Annotated in this window: 13 protein-coding genes, 10 tRNA genes, 3 rRNA genes and 1 pseudogene; 4 read left to right on the top strand and 23 right to left on the bottom strand. The window is 42.9% G+C overall.

Translation table 11 applies throughout. The annotated features are described in order from the left end of the window. Positions 1 to 41 precede the first annotated feature (41 nt). Positions 42 to 818, bottom strand: a complete 777-nt coding sequence (locus CWM22_02635) for a recombination regulator RecX (GenBank protein ID AUC90878.1) — start codon at positions 816 to 818, stop codon at positions 42 to 44. A 37-nt stretch (positions 819 to 855) separates the two neighbouring features. Between CWM22_02635 and CWM22_02630 the strand changes: the two genes are divergently transcribed. Both CWM22_02630 and CWM22_02625 read left to right on the top strand, forming a co-directional pair. Next, the gene (locus tag CWM22_02630; protein AUC90877.1) at positions 856 to 2,208 is read left to right on the top strand and encodes a 23S rRNA (uracil(1939)-C(5))-methyltransferase RlmD; all 1,353 of its coding nucleotides are present in this window, start codon (positions 856 to 858) and stop codon (positions 2,206 to 2,208) included. A 99-nt stretch (positions 2,209 to 2,307) separates the two neighbouring features. Next, positions 2,308 to 2,470: pseudogene (locus CWM22_02625) on the top strand (ISL3 family transposase). 65 nt (positions 2,471 to 2,535) lie between these two features. Here the strand turns inward: CWM22_02625 and CWM22_02620 are convergent. The 17 genes from CWM22_02620 to CWM22_02540 all read right to left on the bottom strand — a co-directional run bounded on the left by CWM22_02620 (position 2,536) and on the right by CWM22_02540 (position 11,721). Beyond that, positions 2,536 to 2,609, bottom strand: a tRNA-Pro gene (locus CWM22_02620). Positions 2,610 to 2,653: 44 nt separating this feature from the next. Further along, positions 2,654 to 2,730, bottom strand: a tRNA-Arg gene (locus CWM22_02615). Between the two features lie 18 nt (positions 2,731 to 2,748). After that, positions 2,749 to 2,832 (bottom strand) — tRNA-Leu (locus tag CWM22_02610). Between the two features lie 7 nt (positions 2,833 to 2,839). Then, a tRNA-Gly gene (locus CWM22_02605) sits at positions 2,840 to 2,911 on the bottom strand. Between the two features lie 12 nt (positions 2,912 to 2,923). Continuing rightward, positions 2,924 to 2,996 (bottom strand) — tRNA-Thr (locus CWM22_02600). A 14-nt stretch (positions 2,997 to 3,010) separates the two neighbouring features. Next, a tRNA-Leu gene (locus CWM22_02595) sits at positions 3,011 to 3,092 on the bottom strand. A 3-nt stretch (positions 3,093 to 3,095) separates the two neighbouring features. Then, positions 3,096 to 3,168: transfer RNA gene (locus CWM22_02590), tRNA-Lys, on the bottom strand. A gap of 65 nt (positions 3,169 to 3,233) precedes the next feature. Beyond that, positions 3,234 to 3,306 (bottom strand) — tRNA-Asp (locus CWM22_02585). A gap of 2 nt (positions 3,307 to 3,308) precedes the next feature. Next, positions 3,309 to 3,381: transfer RNA gene (locus CWM22_02580), tRNA-Val, on the bottom strand. A gap of 5 nt (positions 3,382 to 3,386) precedes the next feature. Then, positions 3,387 to 3,502, bottom strand: a 5S ribosomal RNA gene (gene rrf / locus CWM22_02575). 191 nt (positions 3,503 to 3,693) lie between these two features. Further along, positions 3,694 to 6,599 (bottom strand): 23S ribosomal RNA (locus CWM22_02570). A gap of 317 nt (positions 6,600 to 6,916) precedes the next feature. Further along, positions 6,917 to 6,989, bottom strand: a tRNA-Ala gene (locus CWM22_02565). Positions 6,990 to 7,176: 187 nt separating this feature from the next. Continuing rightward, a 16S ribosomal RNA gene (locus tag CWM22_02560) occupies positions 7,177 to 8,732 on the bottom strand. Together the 16S, 23S and 5S rRNA genes with 10 tRNA genes alongside form the textbook arrangement of a ribosomal RNA operon. 147 nt (positions 8,733 to 8,879) lie before the next feature. Next, positions 8,880 to 9,095: a hypothetical protein gene (locus CWM22_02555; protein AUC90876.1), complete on the bottom strand. Its 216-nt coding sequence runs from the start codon at positions 9,093 to 9,095 to the stop codon at positions 8,880 to 8,882. A 55-nt stretch (positions 9,096 to 9,150) separates the two neighbouring features. Continuing rightward, entirely contained in the window at positions 9,151 to 9,693 is a 543-nt protein-coding gene (gene raiA / locus CWM22_02550) for a ribosomal subunit interface protein (protein ID AUC90875.1), read from the bottom strand. 77 nt (positions 9,694 to 9,770) lie between these two features. Further along, positions 9,771 to 10,436: a ComF family protein gene (locus CWM22_02545; protein ID AUC90874.1), complete on the bottom strand. Its 666-nt coding sequence runs from the start codon at positions 10,434 to 10,436 to the stop codon at positions 9,771 to 9,773. After that, on the bottom strand, positions 10,429 to 11,721 hold the full coding sequence (locus tag CWM22_02540; protein ID AUC90873.1) for a DNA/RNA helicase: 1,293 nt from the start codon (positions 11,719 to 11,721) through the stop codon (positions 10,429 to 10,431). Before CWM22_02540 ends, CWM22_02545 begins: the two co-directional genes overlap by 8 nt. Positions 11,722 to 11,771: 50 nt before the next feature. Between CWM22_02540 and CWM22_02535 the strand changes: the two genes are divergently transcribed. Then, positions 11,772 to 12,410, top strand: coding sequence for a YigZ family protein (locus CWM22_02535; protein AUC90872.1), 639 nt, complete (start codon positions 11,772 to 11,774; stop codon positions 12,408 to 12,410). Between the two features lie 89 nt (positions 12,411 to 12,499). Next, positions 12,500 to 13,426, top strand: coding sequence for a cysteine synthase A (cysK, locus tag CWM22_02530; protein ID AUC90871.1), 927 nt, complete (start codon positions 12,500 to 12,502; stop codon positions 13,424 to 13,426). A gap of 25 nt (positions 13,427 to 13,451) precedes the next feature. On the opposite strand, the gene CWM22_02525 is transcribed toward cysK, so the two are convergent. Genes CWM22_02525 through CWM22_02505 form a run of 5 tightly spaced genes read right to left on the bottom strand, consistent with a single transcriptional unit; the run spans position 13,452 to position 17,596 of the window. Continuing rightward, positions 13,452 to 13,823 carry an RNA-binding protein gene (locus CWM22_02525; protein ID AUC90870.1) on the bottom strand — a complete coding sequence of 124 codons (372 nt, stop codon included), beginning with the start codon at positions 13,821 to 13,823 and terminating at the stop codon, positions 13,452 to 13,454. A gap of 1 nt (position 13,824) precedes the next feature. Then, complete coding sequence (locus CWM22_02520; protein ID AUC90869.1) at positions 13,825 to 15,225, bottom strand: Cof-type HAD-IIB family hydrolase; 1,401 nt, start codon at positions 15,223 to 15,225, stop codon at positions 13,825 to 13,827. 49 nt (positions 15,226 to 15,274) lie between these two features. Continuing rightward, the gene (locus CWM22_02515) at positions 15,275 to 15,916 is read right to left on the bottom strand and encodes a DNA-binding response regulator (protein AUC90868.1); all 642 of its coding nucleotides are present in this window, start codon (positions 15,914 to 15,916) and stop codon (positions 15,275 to 15,277) included. Beyond that, the gene (locus tag CWM22_02510; protein ID AUC90867.1) at positions 15,888 to 16,904 is read right to left on the bottom strand and encodes a sensor histidine kinase; all 1,017 of its coding nucleotides are present in this window, start codon (positions 16,902 to 16,904) and stop codon (positions 15,888 to 15,890) included. The genes CWM22_02515 and CWM22_02510 overlap by 29 nt, the downstream gene beginning before the upstream one ends. Beyond that, complete coding sequence (locus tag CWM22_02505; GenBank protein ID AUC90866.1) at positions 16,901 to 17,596, bottom strand: hypothetical protein; 696 nt, start codon at positions 17,594 to 17,596, stop codon at positions 16,901 to 16,903. Before CWM22_02505 ends, CWM22_02510 begins: the two co-directional genes overlap by 4 nt. Positions 17,597 to 17,755: the final 159 nt, after the last annotated feature.

Below are 17,755 nucleotides of genomic sequence, written 5' to 3'. Positions count from 1 at the left end.
TGACTATTATATCATATTTTTCTAACCTAGGCTAAATTTTTTCACAGATAATCACGAAGGACAGCCTGAATCCGATCAAAGTCATAACCCTTTCGAGCTAAAGCCTGTATCAACCTTTGCTTCAATTCGTAGCCTTCATATTTACGACTATATTTTCTATACTGCTTATCCAGTTCCTTGGCAATTAAGGCATCTTCATTTTCCTCATCAGCCACAAGTTCCAACTGGCCCAGGCTTTGTTTGGCCGTCTCATAAGAAAACCCCTTACCCATCAATCCCTGTACAACTTTATCTTGCAAAGCTCGAAGAGGCAATTTTCTTTGGTATCTACCCACCAATTTCTCCCCAATCTTCCTAGCAAGCTCTGAAAAATCTTCCTCTGCCAGCCTTTTATCAATCAGCAGTTTAGGAATTCCTTTCTGCATCAACTTCTGACGAATCATAGCTGGTCCCTTATCTCCATTTAGAGCATTCTGACGGACATAGCTATCAACATAATTCCCATCGTCCAGCCATTTTTCCTCCTCTAATACCGTCACAATCTTGACAATATTGTTTTCTTCAATTTCATATTTCTTTAGATAATCACTAACTTCTTTTTTGGTACGTTGCTTGAAGGAAAGGTAATAAAGTGCTAGATTTTTCCCATAAGAAAACTGAGCAAAATCGCGAAGCTCACGAAACTCCTGCTCCGTGATTTCCTTTCCCTTACTAAGCATGAAGCGAACAATTGTGTCTTCCGTAATATATAAACTATCCTGACCGTCCACTTCAAGTAAATAAAGACGTTTCTTCTTTTCAATTTTTGTAATTCTCATTCTTTCATTATACAGGATTTTTCGGTAAAATAATAATATGAATCTACAAGTAAACCAACGAATCCCCTTAAAAATCAAACGAATGGGCATCAACGGAGAAGGCATCGGCTTTTATCAAAAAACGCTAGTCTTTGTCCCTGGTGCCCTTAAGGGAGAAGAAATTTTTTGTCAAATTACCTCAGTCAAACGAAATTTCGTTGAAGCAAAATTATTAAAAATCAACAAGGAATCAAAATTCCGTGTCAAGCCTGCCTGTGACATCTATCAAGCCTGTGGTGGTTGTCAAATCATGCACCTCCGTTATGACAAGCAACTGGACTTCAAGCAAGACCTGCTCCGACAAGCCTTGAAGAAATTTAAGCCAGCAGGCTATGAGGATTACCTCATTCACCCAACCATTGGAATGGAGCAGCCAAGTCATTATCGGGCTAAATTACAGTTTCAAACCCGTTCATTCAAGGATCAAGTCAAGGCTGGGCTCTACGCTGAAAATTCCCATCGCTTGATTGGAATTACGAATTGTTACGTCCAAGATGCCGAAACACAAGAGATTATCAACGGAATCGCAAAGCTACTCACCAAGCACCGTATTCCTATTTATAATGAGCGCAAGCAACATGGAATCCGCACGGTTATGGTCCGCAAGGCTCGAAAAACAGGTCAAGTTCAAGTGATCTTTGTCACCTCTTGTCAGGTTAATCTTATTAAATTAATTGATGAACTCACCAGTCAATTTCCAAGTATAATCACTATTGCTCTAAACTGGAATAGGCAGAAAACGAGTGATATTTATGGTGAAAAAACAGAAATTTTATGGGGAGAACAAGCTATCGATGAAGCTGTTTTAGATTACGAATTCTCACTATCTCCACGGGCATTTTACCAATTAAATCCCCAACAAACAGAAATTCTCTATGGCGAGGCCGTCAAGGCTTTGGATATTTCAGGAGATGAAGACTTGATTGATGCCTACTGTGGCGTGGGCACAATCGGCTTCGCCTTTGCTAAAAAGGTCAAATCTGTTCGAGGTATGGACATTATTCCAGAAGCCATCGAGGATGCTAAAGCAAACGCTAAGCGAATGGGACTATCCAATACCCACTATGAGGCAGGTAAAGCAGAAGAAATCATTCCAAAGTGGTACCAAGAAGGCTACAGGGCCGATGCCTTGGTAGTTGATCCTCCGCGAACTGGACTCGACGAAAAGCTCCTCAAAACCATTTTGGATTACAAACCAGCTAAAATGGTTTATGTATCCTGCAACGTCTCCACTCTTGCAAGGGACCTTGTTGAGCTAAGCAAAGCCTACAAGGTAGAATACATTCAATCTGTCGACATGTTTCCCCACACAGCACGGACAGAGGCGGTTGTTAAACTAAGCAAAAAATAAAAGGCACTATAAGACTATGACGGGTAAACCCACCATAGTCATATAGAGCCTTTTTGAGTGTAGAAAAAAGTCCCCTACGACCTACACTGAAAAACAACAAAACTCATATTTTCCAACACCAAATTAGAAACAACTAACAATCTCATCAAAGTCATTAAAAGAAATGCCTTTGGTTTCAGGAAGATGAAAACTAGAAAAACGGATTTTGATTGCCTTAAACACAAAAAAAGGGAGAACGAAGTTCGTCCTCTCTAGGTGTTAGCTTTTCATCTACCCACTACAGTTGACAAAGATCTAAAAAAGAACATTGCTGCTCTCTTACAATAATCGGGAAGACAGGATTCGAACCTGCGACACCTTGGTCCCAAACCAAGTACTCTACCAAGCTGAGCTACTTCCCGATACTATTAAAAATAAAGCTCCCCTAACGTCTCCATTAAGCGAGTGATGCACCCTAGAGGAGTCGAACCTCTAACCGCCTGATTCGTAGTCAGGTACTCTATCCAGTTGAGCTAAGGGTGCTAACTATTATAATCTTCATGCCGAGGACCGGAATCGAACCGGTACGATGTTGCCATCGCAGGATTTTAAGTCCTGTGCGTCTGCCAGTTCCGCCACCCCGGCCTCTCAAAGCGAACGACGGGATTCGAACCCGCGACCCCCACCTTGGCAAGGTGGTGTTCTACCACTGAACTACGTTCGCAATCTTTCCTAATGCCGGCTACATGACTTGAACACGCGACCCTCTGATTACAAATCAGATGCTCTACCAACTGAGCTAAGCCGGCCTATTTCTATTCTATGCGGGTTAAGGGACTTGAACCCCCACGCCCGAAAGCGCCAGATCCTAAATCTGGTGCGTCTGCCAATTCCGCCAAACCCGCATATGACTCGTGCTGGGCTCGAACCAGCGACCCATTGATTAAAAGTCAATTGCTCTACCAACTGAGCTAACGAGTCGAAAATATGAAGCAAACTCCGTTTGCTCTATCTCCAACTTCAAATAGTCTCCCAGACTATTTGAACGGTCCCGACGGGAATCGAACCCGCGATCTTCGCCGTGACAGGGCGACGTGATAACCGCTACACTACGGGACCTATGGGAGTTAACGGGATCGAACCGCTGACCCTCTGCTTGTAAGGCAGATGCTCTCCCAGCTGAGCTAAACTCCCAATTTGCTAAGCGACTACCGTATCTAACAGGGGTCAACCCCCAACTACTTCAGGCGTTCTAGGGCTTAACTGCTGTGTTCGGCATGGGTACAGGTGTATCTCCTAGGCTATCGTCACTTAACTACTGAGTCTTGTCAACTCAAAATTGAATATCTATATTCTAACAAGAAACCGTGCGCTTGTCAATATCGACTCGTGAGTAATTGTACTCAGGCTAAATTCTTAGTGAAAAAGATAAACTTCCTAGAGTCTATTGACTCTGCGTCAGTTTCCTATTTTCATACAGAATTTGTAACGCCTTCGTTACTTATTCTTGGATAAGTCCTCGAGCGATTAGTATTGGTCCGCTACATGTGTCGCCACACTTCCACTTCCAACCTATCTACCTGATCATCTCTCAGGGCTCTTACTAACATAAAGTTATGGGAAATCTCATCTTGAGGTGGGTTTCACACTTAGATGCTTTCAGCGTTTATCCCGTCCCTACATAGCTACCCAGCGATGCCTTTGGCAAGACAACTGGTACACCAGCGGTAAGTCCACTCTGGTCCTCTCGTACTAGGAGCAGATCCTCTCAAATTTCCTACGCCCGCGACGGATAGGGACCGAACTGTCTCACGACGTTCTGAACCCAGCTCGCGTGCCGCTTTAATGGGCGAACAGCCCAACCCTTGGGACCGACTACAGCCCCAGGATGCGACGAGCCGACATCGAGGTGCCAAACCTCCCCGTCGATGTGAACTCTTGGGGGAGATAAGCCTGTTATCCCCAGGGTAGCTTTTATCCGTTGAGCGATGGCCCTTCCATACGGAACCACCGGATCACTAAGCCCGACTTTCGTCCCTGCTCGAGTTGTAGCTCTCGCAGTCAAGCTCCCTTATACCTTTACACTCTGCGAATGATTTCCAACCATTCTGAGGGAACCTTTGGGCGCCTCCGTTACCTTTTAGGAGGCGACCGCCCCAGTCAAACTGCCCGTCAGACACTGTCTCCGATAGGGATAACCTATCCGGGTTAGAGTAGCCATAACACAAGGGTAGTATCCCAACAGCGCCTCAGTCGAAACTGGCGTCCCGACTTCATAGGCTCCTACCTATCCTGTACATGTGGTACAGATACTCAATATCAAACTGCAGTAAAGCTCCATGGGGTCTTTCCGTCCTGTCGCGGGTAACCTGCATCTTCACAGGTACTAAAATTTCACCGAGTCTCTCGTTGAGACAGTGCCCAAATCATTACGCCTTTCGTGCGGGTCGGAACTTACCCGACAAGGAATTTCGCTACCTTAGGACCGTTATAGTTACGGCCGCCGTTTACTGGGGCTTCAATTCAGATCTTCGCTTGCGCTAAACCCTCCTCTTAACCTTCCAGCACCGGGCAGGCGTCACCCCCTATACATCATCTTACGATTTAGCAGAGAGCTGTGTTTTTGATAAACAGTTGCTTGGGCCTATTCACTGCGGCTCAGTTAAACTGAGCACCCCTTCTCCCGAAGTTACGGGGTCATTTTGCCGAGTTCCTTAACGAGAGTTCTCTCGCTCACCTGAGGCTACTCGCCTCGACTACCTGTGTCGGTTTGCGGTACGGGTAGAGTATGATACATCGCTAGAAGCTTTTCTCGGCAGTGTGACGTCACTAACTTCGCTACTAAACTTCGCTCCCCATCACAGCTCAATGTTACAGATACAAGCTTTTGACTCATATCACACCTCACTGCTTAGACGGGCTCTTCCAATCGCCCGCTTTAGTTAGCCTACTGCGTCCCTCCATCACTTCATACTCTAGTACAGGAATATCAACCTGTTGTCCATCGGATACACCCTTCGGTCTCTCCTTAGGTCCCGACTAACCCAGGGCGGACGAGCCTTCCCCTGGAAACCTTAGTCTTACGGTGGATGGGATTCTCACCCATCTTTCGCTACTCATACCGGCATTCTCACTTCTATGCGTTCCAGCACTCCTCACGGTATACCTTCTTCACACATAGAACGCTCTCCTACCATAACACTAATGTGTTATCCACAGCTTCGGTAAATTGTTTTAGCCCCGGTACATTTTCGGCGCAGGGTCACTCGACTAGTGAGCTATTACGCACTCTTTGAATGAATAGCTGCTTCTAAGCTAACATCCTAGTTGTCTGTGCAACCCCACATCCTTTTCCACTTAACAATTATTTTGGGACCTTAGCTGGTGGTCTGGGCTGTTTCCCTTTCGACTACGGATCTTAGCACTCGCAGTCTGACTGCCGACCATAAATCTTTGGCATTCGGAGTTTATCTGAAATCAGTAAACCGAGATGGCCCCCTCATCCAAACAGTGCTCTACCTCCAAGATTCTCAAATGTCGACGCTAGCCCTAAAGCTATTTCGGAGAGAACCAGCTATCTCCAAGTTCGTTTGGAATTTCTCCGCTACCCACAAGTCATCCAAGCACTTTTCAACGTGCCCTGGTTCGGTCCTCCAGTGCGTCTTACCGCACCTTCAACCTGCTCATGGGTAGGTCACATGGTTTCGGGTCTACGACATAATACTAATCCGCCCTATTAAGACTCGGTTTCCCTACGGCTCCGTCTCTTCAACTTAACCTCGCATCATATCGTAACTCGCCGGTTCATTCTACAAAAGGCACGCTCTCACCCATTAACGGGCTCGAACTTGTTGTAGGCACACGGTTTCAGGTTCTATTTCACTCCCCTTCCGGGGTACTTTTCACCTTTCCCTCACGGTACTGGTTCACTATCGGTCACTAGAGAGTATTTAGGGTTGGGAGATGGTCCTCCCGGATTCCGACGAGATTTCGCGTGTCTCGCCGTACTCAGGATACTGCTAGGTATAAAGAATATTTCAAATACGAGGCTATTACTCTCTTTGGCCTACCTTCCCAGGTAGTTCTTCTATACTCTTTAAGTCCACATTGCAGTCCTACAACCCCGAGGAGTAAACTCCTCGGTTTGCCCTCCTGCCGTTTCGCTCGCCGCTACTAAGGCAATCGCTTTTGCTTTCTCTTCCTGCAGCTACTTAGATGTTTCAGTTCACTGCGTCTTCCTCTTCACTACCTTAACAGTAGTGAGTGACAGGCATTACCTGCCGGGTTCCCCCATTCGGACATCCCTGGATCATTGCTTACTTACAGCTCCCCAAGGCATTTCGTCGTTAGTCACGTCCTTCATCGGCTTCTAGTGCCAAGGCATCCACCGTGCGCCCTTATTAACTTAACCTTAATTACTAGTTTTTTTCTAAACTAGAAAACTCATTAAATATTCACAGCGTTTTCGGTTTATTTTCTTGTTACTATTTCTTAATGTATCCTTTCAGATACATCAGGAATGTTTGATAGATATTCAATTTTCAATGGACAAATATAAGATACTAAGACCGTCCCGACTTGTCGGGCATTTTTGTAGAAAATTAGGAAACTGATGTAGTGTCGTCAGACACTAGGAAGTTTATCTATTTTCCTAGAAAATGAGGTCGTGTTCAATTACTTGAACAATATCTTTTGGTTTTAGGATAGGAAAACTCATCTCCTTACCCTATGGAGCCTAGCGGGATCGAACCGCTGACCTCCTGCGTGCAAAGCAGGCGCTCTCCCAGCTGAGCTAAGGCCCCGTACATTTTTATGTACCTGTTAACGTATTTAATTGTTTCGATATAATATCATTTTTGAGACGCTGGCCCCTGTCGTGCACTAGCTCCGCTAGTTTCGACAAAGCTTCAACCTAAAGGTTTCGCTTAGCTGAGCTAAGGCCCCACAAGACCTCTCAAAATTAAAGAAGACTGACGTACAGGTTTCCATTTCCTTAGAAAGGAGGTGATCCAGCCGCACCTTCCGATACGGCTACCTTGTTACGACTTCACCCCAATCATCTATCCCACCTTAGGCGGCTGGCTCCTAAATGGTTACCTCACCGACTTCGGGTGTTACAAACTCTCGTGGTGTGACGGGCGGTGTGTACAAGGCCCGGGAACGTATTCACCGCGGCGTGCTGATCCGCGATTACTAGCGATTCCGACTTCATGTAGGCGAGTTGCAGCCTACAATCCGAACTGAGACTGGCTTTAAGAGATTAGCTTGCCGTCACCGACTTGCGACTCGTTGTACCAGCCATTGTAGCACGTGTGTAGCCCAGGTCATAAGGGGCATGATGATTTGACGTCATCCCCACCTTCCTCCGGTTTATTACCGGCAGTCTCGCTAGAGTGCCCAACTGAATGATGGCAACTAACAATAGGGGTTGCGCTCGTTGCGGGACTTAACCCAACATCTCACGACACGAGCTGACGACAACCATGCACCACCTGTCACCGTTGCTCCGAAGAGAAACCCTATCTCTAGGGCGGTCATCGGGATGTCAAGACCTGGTAAGGTTCTTCGCGTTGCTTCGAATTAAACCACATGCTCCACCGCTTGTGCGGGCCCCCGTCAATTCCTTTGAGTTTCAACCTTGCGGTCGTACTCCCCAGGCGGAGTGCTTAATGCGTTAGCTGCGGCACTGAGTCCCGGAAAGGACCCAACACCTAGCACTCATCGTTTACGGCGTGGACTACCAGGGTATCTAATCCTGTTCGCTCCCCACGCTTTCGAGCCTCAGCGTCAGTTACAGACCAGAGAGCCGCTTTCGCCACCGGTGTTCCTCCATATATCTACGCATTTCACCGCTACACATGGAATTCCACTCTCCCCTTCTGCACTCAAGTTTGACAGTTTCCAAAGCGTACTATGGTTAAGCCACAGCCTTTTACTTCAGACTTATCAAACCGCCTGCGCTCGCTTTACGCCCAATAAATCCGGACAACGCTCGGGACCTACGTATTACCGCGGCTGCTGGCACGTAGTTAGCCGTCCCTTTCTGGTAAGATACCGTCAAATGAGAAACTTTCCACTCTTCTCACAGTTCTTCTCTTACAACAGAGCTTTACGATCCGAAAACCTTCTTCACTCACGCGGCGTTGCTCGGTCAGGGTTGCCCCCATTGCCGAAGATTCCCTACTGCTGCCTCCCGTAGGAGTCTGGGCCGTGTCTCAGTCCCAGTGTGGCCGATCACCCTCTCAGGTCGGCTATGTATCGATGCCTTGGTGAGCCGTTACCTCACCAACTAGCTAATACAACGCAGGTCCATCTCATAGTGAAGCAATTGCTCCTTTCAAGTATCTACCATGCGGTAAATACTGTTATGCGGTATTAGCTATCGTTTCCAATAGTTATCCCCCGCTATGAGGCAGGTTACCTACGCGTTACTCACCCGTTCGCAACTCATCCGTCTAGTGCAAGCACCAGACTTCAGCGTTCTACTTGCATGTATTAGGCACGCCGCCAGCGTTCGTCCTGAGCCAGGATCAAACTCTCATTAAAAGTTTTGATTCAAACTCAAGCTATTGCTAGCTTTCCGTTTTATTGTTTTGTTTTGTCATTGACGATTTATCCTTAGATAAATCACCCTGCACGTTTGGTTCGTCTTCTTTAATTTTCAAAGGTCTTGTTCATCGCTCTTGCGACAACTATCTTAGTTTATCATTTCTTATGAACTTTGTCAACACTTTTTTGAAACTTTTTTTCGTTCTTCTGTTAACTAGTCCCGCAAGAGATAACTCGATTATTCTATCATCTTCTGATGGTCTTGTCAACACTTTTTCGAAACTTTTTTTCGTTCCTCTGTTAACTAGCCCCTCAAGAGACAACTCAATTATTCTATCACGACTTATATACTTTGTCAACCGGGTTTTTGAAAATAATAAAACAGCTGCAAAAACTGCAACTGTTTTATTATCCTTATTGACGTACCTCTAGAAGACCCAAATCTCCATCTTCACGTCTATACAATACATTTGTTGTACCGTCATTAGCATCTGTATAGATAAAGAAATCATGTCCAAGCAACTCCAATTGGAGGACTGCTTCTTCCATATCCATTGGTTTCAAGTCTACTTGCTTAGTACGAACCACTTTTACTTCCTCGCCTGTTTGCTCAACAAGTTCATCTGTAAAGACTTGACCAGTTGCCACTTTTTGACGATGTTTTCGTTCAATCTTGGTTTTGTTACGACGAATTTGGCGTTCAATCTTATCTACTACAAGATCGATAGAGCCATACATTTCTTGTGAAATATCTTCTGCGCGAAGTGTAACTGCTCCAACTGGAATTGTCACTTCTACTTTTGCACGCTTGTCACGGTAAACTTTTAGATTTACTTTAGCATTCAACTCTTGTTCTTCATTGAAATATTTCTCAATCTTAGCTACTTTCTCTTCTACATAGGTGCGAAGTGCATCTGTAACTTCAAGGTTTTCTCCACGAATACTGAATTTAATCATATTTAGTACCTCTTTCTTGGCTTTCGCCTTTCTTCACTATTATTATATCACATTATTAAATAAATGCAACCGTTTTCTCATCGTGTTAGTGAAAATGTTTTGATTTCTTTCCTACCAATTTTCATGAAAAGTTCTACAGCAAGTTGGATTGTGGCTCCTGTTGTATATATATCGTCGAATAATAATATTTTTTCTGGCACTTCTTTTTCATCTAATAGATAGAACATCTGTTTTGCTTCTAGTCTCTCTGCACGATTTTTAGATGATTGTTTTTGGCTTTCATACTTTCCAAGAAGGGACTGATAGGGAATATTTGTAGCACTCAAAAGTCCTTCCACTTGATTAAAACCGCGTTCTGATAGTCGTTTTTGACTAATTGGTATGGGAACAATTGTGTAGTCAGGAAATTGGCTTAACGCTATTCTAAGCTTTTTAGCAAAAATATTTCTTAAAACATAGTCTCCTTGAAATTTGTAGCGACTAAAATAATGTGCCATCGCTTGATTATATCGGTACAAAGCTGTGTGGACAACTGGTTTCCCTTGATTCTGCCAGTACTGACAATCCTTGCAACTTTCCGATTCTCCATTTTTATAACAATGTGGACAGTGTTGCTCTGCTATTTCCTCAAAAGTCGAAAAACATTCTTCACAAGTGCCCGATTTTTCTTTACTAAAGAAGATGAGATCTGAAAATCTTGTTTTATTTTTCATAGCTTGACCGCACAATAGACAATTAGACATAACCAGCCTCCTTGTTCATCTGTTTAATTTCAGCGATTGCCTTTTCAATGGCTCCTGTACTTCCCTCATGATAAAACTGGAGTAAACCAGTCGGACGTTCCATACTCCTGCCGACCCGGCCTGCAATCTGAACAAGACTTGACGCTGTGTAGAGGTAATGATTGGCTTGAACAACAAAGACGTCTACACATGGGAAGGTCACCCCACGTTCAAGAATAGTAGTCGAGATTAAGACTGTGATTTCTCTCTTGCGAAACCCTTCAACTATTTCAAGGCGATTTTCTGTTTGACTGGATACAAAGCCAATTGTTTCTTCTGGGAATGTTTTTTTCATTATCTTGGTAAATTCTTGACCTTTGGAGATTTCTGGGACAAAAATGAGTAAGGGAAAGCCCGACTTCCTCTGTTCTTCAATCGCTTTTTTCAACTTTGGAACTAGTCTATTTTTCTTTAGGGTATCATCGAATTTACTAAACCAGACTTTTTGCGGGACAACAAGTGGGTTGCCATGAAAGCGCCTTGGCAAACTAAGACGGCTTAATTTACCCATTCTGACTTTTTTATCCAATTCATCTGTTGAAGTCGCCGTCAGAAAAACTTGAACTCCGTCTTCCTTGACCGCATTATCTGCTGCTCGATAGAGCATGGGATTATCTGCATAGGGAAAGGCGTCTACTTCATCAATCAAAACCAAATCAAAGGCCTGATAAAATTTTAATAACTGATGTGTGGTTGCTACAACTAATGGAGTTCGGAAATAGGGTTCAGACTCTCCATGCAGTAAACTAATTGGAACTGAAAAGTCATTTTGCAGACGTTTATAGAGTTCGATACAAACATCAATTCGAGGACTGGCTAGGCAAACCGCTCCGCCTTTATCAATCACTGAGGCAACGGTGTGGTAGATCATTTCTGTCTTACCTGCTCCTGTTACTGCATGAACCAATGTCGCACGATTATTTTCCACGTTTGCAACTAGTCCATCTGAAATTCTTTGTTGCCAATCAGTTAATTGACCTTTCCACTTTAAACACTTAGTGATTGAAAAATCTTTCTGAGGAAAATGATAGAGTTTTTCGTCTGACCGTACTCTGCCTAGAAGCAAGCAGGCTCGACAGTAATAAGCATCGTTTGGCAATTTGTTTTCTTCTTCAAAAGTTGTTCCACAGCGAAAGCAGTTATTCTTTTTTGTAATACTTGGCACTTTTTCTGCTTTTTCTCTTTCTTTTGCTGTCAATTGGTATTTGGTAAATAATCTTCCATAATAATTTTCTAATTCTTTCATCACTTATTTATTCGGAATTTCTTGTCAGTTTTTAAAAAAATTAGTACAATTTGGTTATGAAAGAATTTAAAACAATTAGAGAAGATGGTATTGTTGAGGAAGAAATTAAAAAGTCACGATTTATCTGCTTTATGAAACGAGTGACCAGCGAGGAGGAAGCTCGCGACTTTATCAACAAAATCAAGAAAGAACATTACAAGGCTACTCATAACTGCTCTGCTTTTGTCCTTGGAGAAAATATGGAAATCAAGCGTTCCTCAGATGATGGGGAGCCGTCTGGTACTGCTGGTGTGCCAATGCTGACGGTTTTAGAAAATCACGAACTGACCAATATCGCAACGGTGGTTACCCGCTATTTTGGAGGTATCAAACTCGGGGCAGGCGGACTTATTCGTGCTTACGCTGGAGCCGTGGCTAATGCAGTCAAGGAAATCGGGGTTGTGGAAGTCAAAGAGCAGGAAGGGATTTCCATTAGCATGTCCTATGCCCAATACCAAGAGTTTGCCAATTGGCGTGCGGAGCAAGGTCTGGAAGAATTTGATACCCAGTTTACTACTGAAGTTTCAACCATGATTTTTGTAGATAAAGAATTCCTTGAACAAACCTTAGCAAGTCTCACTGACTTTTACCACGGAAAGGTATCCGCGGAAAAAGCTAACTCTCGAATCGTTGAGGTACCTGTCTATTAAAAAAAGCTATCGGCGAGATAGTTTTTTTATATTATCCTTTTTTGACTTTCTACTATATAATGTATAATAACATTATTTGGAGGTGCCATATGGCTATTTATCAAAACATTACTCAATTAGTTGGAAAAACACCAATTATCAAGCTAAATAATATTGTTCCTGAGGGATCTGCGGATGTCTATGTTAAGTTAGAAGCCTTTAACCCAGGATCTTCTGTAAAAGACCGGATCGCCTTGGCTATGATTGAAGATGCTGAGAAGGCTGGTACAATCAAACCTGGAGATACTATTGTTGAGCCAACAAGTGGTAACACTGGTATCGGTCTTGCTTGGGTTGGAGCAGCAAAAGGTTATAAGGTGATTATCGTCATGCCTGAAACCATGAGTGTTGAGCGTCGTAAGATTATCCAAGCTTATGGAGCTGAACTCGTCTTGACTCCTGGTAGCGAAGGGATGAAGGGGGCTATCGCCAAAGCAAAAGAGATTGCTGAAGAAAAAAATGGCTGGGTTCCTTTCCAGTTTGCTAATCCATCCAATCCAAAAGTTCACGAAGATACAACAGGACAGGAAATTTTGGAAGACTTTGGAACAACTGGTTTAGATGCCTTTATATCTGGTGTTGGTACTGGTGGAACTGTTTCTGGTGTTTCGCATGTATTAAAAGCTGCCAACCCAAACATCGCCATCTATGCCGTAGAAGCTGATGAATCGGCAGTCCTATCTGGTGAAGCACCTGGTCCACACAAGATTCAAGGCATTTCAGCTGGTTTCATTCCTGATACGCTGGATACAGCAGCCTATGATGGCATTATTCGTGTTAAATCAGATGATGCTTTAGCAACAGGTCGAGCAATTGGTGGACAGGAAGGTTTCCTTGTGGGTATTTCATCTGGAGCAGCAATTCACGCTGCTATCGAAGTCGCTAAGGAGTTGGGAACTGAAAAAAAAGTGTTGGCAATCTTGCCTGATAATGGTGAGCGTTACTTGTCAACAGCTCTTTATGAGTTCAATGATTAAAAAGAAAGAAGGTTAGGAATGCATCCTATACCTTCTTTTCTTTGTGTTCTTTGAGATAGCCTTTAGCTTCCTCAATCCATTTCGGAAGTTGTTTTGCTAAAGGGGAAAAACCAATTTTATTCCGTTCATTTGTAAAACGATGATGACGCGGAATTTTTTGTTGTTCTTCTTCTAAGGTCCGGATTGATAAACTAGCCTTTTCAGTATATTCATCAAAGTCGACTACCTGTACCAAAACCTCTTGCCCCAATTTTAAATGATCATAAATATTATCAACAAAACCTGTTTTGATTTCCGAGATATGGATTAGGCCCGTCGTCCCATTCTCTAATTGTACAAAGGCTCCATACGGCTGAATGCCCGTTACCGTCCCCTTGAGTTTATCTCCGATTTTCATCTTAATCCTCTATTTCGATGGTCTCAATTACAACATCTTCATGTGGACGATCTGCTGAATCTGTTGCAACCGCTGCGATAGCATCCAAGACGACGAAGGAGTCTTCATCAACTAGATGACCAAATACTGTGTGGCGTTGATCTAGATGTGGTGTCCCGCCATTTTTGACATAGGCTTCTGCAACTTCTTTAGGCCAACCGCCTCGTTCTAATTCTTTCGCATTGTATAGGAAGTTTTGGTTTTGAACGATAAAGAATTGGCTTCCATTTGTATTTGGTCCTGCATTGGCCATTGACAAGGCTCCTCTGAGATTAAAAGCTTCCATTGAAAATTCATCTTCAAACGCAGTACCATAAATAGATTCACCACCCATACCTGTTCCGGTTGGATCGCCACCTTGAATCATAAAGTCTTTGATAATACGATGGAAGATAATTCCGTCATAATAGCCATCTTTAGAAAGAGCTACGAAATTTGCTACAGTTTTGGGTGCAATTTCAGGGAAGAGTTTTACTGTTAACTTACCATGGTTAGTCTTGATATGCGCAACTGGTCCTGTAACATTTTCCAAATCTAATTGCGGGAAATATTTTTCTTTTTCTACCATACCTAATTTCTCCAAGGCATCAAAAATGCCATCTTCTTCTACTTTTTTTGTGATATAATCTGCATGCTTTTGCAGTTCTGGATGCGAATGCCCCATAGCGATACTAATTCCTGCATAATCGAATAACTCAATATCGTTGAGTCCATCTCCGAACACTAGGACATTTTCAGGTTTCAGGCCTAGTTTTTCAACAACCTTAGCAACACCAGTTGCTTTGGAAGAGCCTTTTAGCACAATGTCCGATGAAATAGCATCCCAACGAACACTACGCAATTCCGCTTGCAACTCTTCTGGAAGTTCTACTTCGTGACCATCTTTCTCGAAAGTTAGCAATTGGTAGATGTCATTTTCTTTATAAAAAGTTGGGTTTGTTTCCAAACCTTCATAAATCAAGTCAATTACTTGACTAATGCGGTCAGTTCGTGCAGAAAGTGTCCCTTTTTGACTACCAAGCATACCATATTCGATTCCAATTTCTTTAGCCCAATTTAATACAGATTCTACTAAATTTTGGGGCATCGGCTGATGGTACACTACCTGACCTTTGGCATCTTCTACGTAGGAGCCGTTAATCATAGCGAAAAAGTCTGGCTTTAAGGCCTTGATTTCTGGCACCAAACCATAAGGAGTTCGTCCTGACGCAATTCCTGTCAAAATTCCCTTTTCTTTTAGTGATTTGAAAACCTGCTGAATTGATTCAGGAATGTAGCCTGTATTCTTTACACGTAGCGTGTCGTCAATGTCAAAAAAGACTATTTTTATTTTTTTTGCCTTATATCTGAGTTTTGCATCCATATAATTCCATTATCCTTTGGTTGAAAATTAACTAATTTTCATTATACCACTATTGGTCCTCTTGCGCCACCAAACCATGCTGGAAAGCATAAACAACTGCTTGAGTACGATCGCTAACAGCTAGTTTGGATAAGATATTGGAAACATGGGTTTTAACAGTTTTTAGGGAAATGAAAGACTCATCTGCAATTCGTTGATTATCATATCCCTTGGCTAACAGCGTCAAGATTTCGCGTTCACGAGCTGTCAAGTCATCATGTAAATCTGGGTGGCGTTTATGGTGCTCTACTTTTTTCTCTACTTCTGTCTCAATAGCATATTCTCCAAGAGCTACCTTGCGGATGGCTGCTAAGATTTCGTCAGCACTTGACGTTTTCAACATATAGCCACGAGCTCCTGCTTCCAGCACAGGATAGATTTTCTCATTATCTAGATAGGAGGTCAGGATGACAATCTGCGCTTGCGGCCATTCCTTCAGCAAGGCCAGGGTTGCTTCTACGCCAGTCATCTTGGGCATAACCAAGTCCATCACTACAACATCGGGTTTAACCTCTAATGCTTTAGCCAAACCTTCCTCGCCATCACTAGCTTCTGCAACTACTTCAACATCTGGCTGTAAATTTAAGTAACTTTTCAATCCTAGACGAACCATCTCATGGTCGTCAACCAACATCACTCGAATCGTATTCATCTTCTTTTCCTTTCAATAGTGGGATACGAATATCAATCGCCACTCCCTTATTTGGAGCTGTGCGAATTTTTATCGTTCCAGCCATGTCTTCAACCCGCTCACGTATGTTTTGAAGACCGTAACTTAATTCATCATCTGCACCTTGTTGGAAGCCGATACCATCGTCTGCCATTTTCAACTGAAGTTCTGTTTCCTTCTGCAAGAGGTAAACATCCAAATGCTTGGCCTTGGCATGTCGCAAGGTATTACTGATAATTTCTTGCGCAATGCGGAAGAGATGTTCTTCAATTAGTTTCGGTAGCTCCTCTACTTCATGTTGGAAATGAACGATAATATTACTTTTGTCACTAACTTCACGCAAAATCAGCTCAAATCCTTCAACCAAGGTTTTACTTTCGAGTTCACTTGGGCGTAGATGTAATAATAGGATGCGTAGGTCTCTTTGGGCAGACTCAATCATGTCTTTCACGAGCATCAGCTGTTCCTGCAAGGTTTCCTGCGGAAGAGTGGATAGATTGGACGATAATCCTGACAAAATCATGCTCGTTGCAAATAACTCTTGACTAACCGTATCATGCAAATCCCTGGCAATCCGTTTCCGTTCTCCCTCAACAATCTCTTCTTTCTTGACTAAATCTTGATTGTCAACCAGCTGCACCTGACGTGTGAGGTTTCTGACCTTATCCGACAACTGGAGCAAGAGTTGATCACTTTCGGTATCTGTTCGAATACTTTTATTCTTCAAGATAGCTTGTAACTTCGTCCGCATAACCTGAGTGGAGGCTAGACTGACAGTTTGTACCATTACAGCTAGAAAAAGGGTCAAAACAATAACTAGTAGAATGAGAGTAAACACGAGCTGCTCCGTTGAAATCCAGAGCGTAACATCTAGCAATGAATAATTTAAAAGTGGGAGGGTGGAAGCAATCACCACAAAAACAATAAGACAGGCAAACCAGGCGAGGAGTAGGTAGGTACGTTTTCTCATACGCGAACCACCTCCACATCTCCCAGTATATTATTGGTAACGACTTTTACACGTTTGTGTGATTCTTGATAATCGGGACTATTGACCGCTATACTTTCATTCCGCAAATCCCAGTATGATTCACCCAAGAAACTTACTCGTCCATAGATACTAGTTGCTGAAAGTGCTACCTCAACATCAATTGGAACAATAATTTTTGTCTGTCCAAACGTTTTACGAATTACAACAATATTATCTCTACCAACTAATACAGTCTTATCCAAATCAACTACATCATTGCCAAACAAGCGTACAATGTTAATATCTTCAAAACCAAACCTATCTTGAGAGTGGTCGTGGTTGCCAAACCATCTATTTTTCTCTTTTTGAACCTGTAGAGAATAGTCACTAAAAACAATGTGGGTATATTGGTTTCTCTTTTCATAACGTGAAAAGAAATTAATCAGCATGTACACGACTAGTAGCATAATCCCAATAATGAAGAAGGGATTTAAAACAAAGACCAAAAATAATAGAGATAAGGAGCTGACCAGTAAAACACTGTTGACTTTTCTTCCTAGGAAGTACCAAATGATGAGTAATAAGGCAGAGAAAAGTAGCAGGGTCCGACTGGCCTCATTGGCTACCACATCAAAGGCTGCCATCGTAAAAATCATACTTTCTATTAGTAGAAAAAATTGAACTTTCCGCATCTTCTCCATCCTTTCTATACTATTGTAACAAAAAATAAGTAAAAGAACTCCATCCAAAGTAGGAAATATTAGTTCAAAGCAACGAGATGCAGGCTGTACTAAAGTACGGCAAAGTAAATTAACGAAGCAAGCAAAATAAACTAAACATGACTATAAACT

The organism is Streptococcus suis, assembly GCA_002831545.1.
GTDB lineage: Bacteria > Bacillota > Bacilli > Lactobacillales > Streptococcaceae > Streptococcus > Streptococcus suis_P.
Note: the sequence above shows the minus strand (reverse complement) of the source record. Positions and strands in the feature narration are given on the sequence as shown.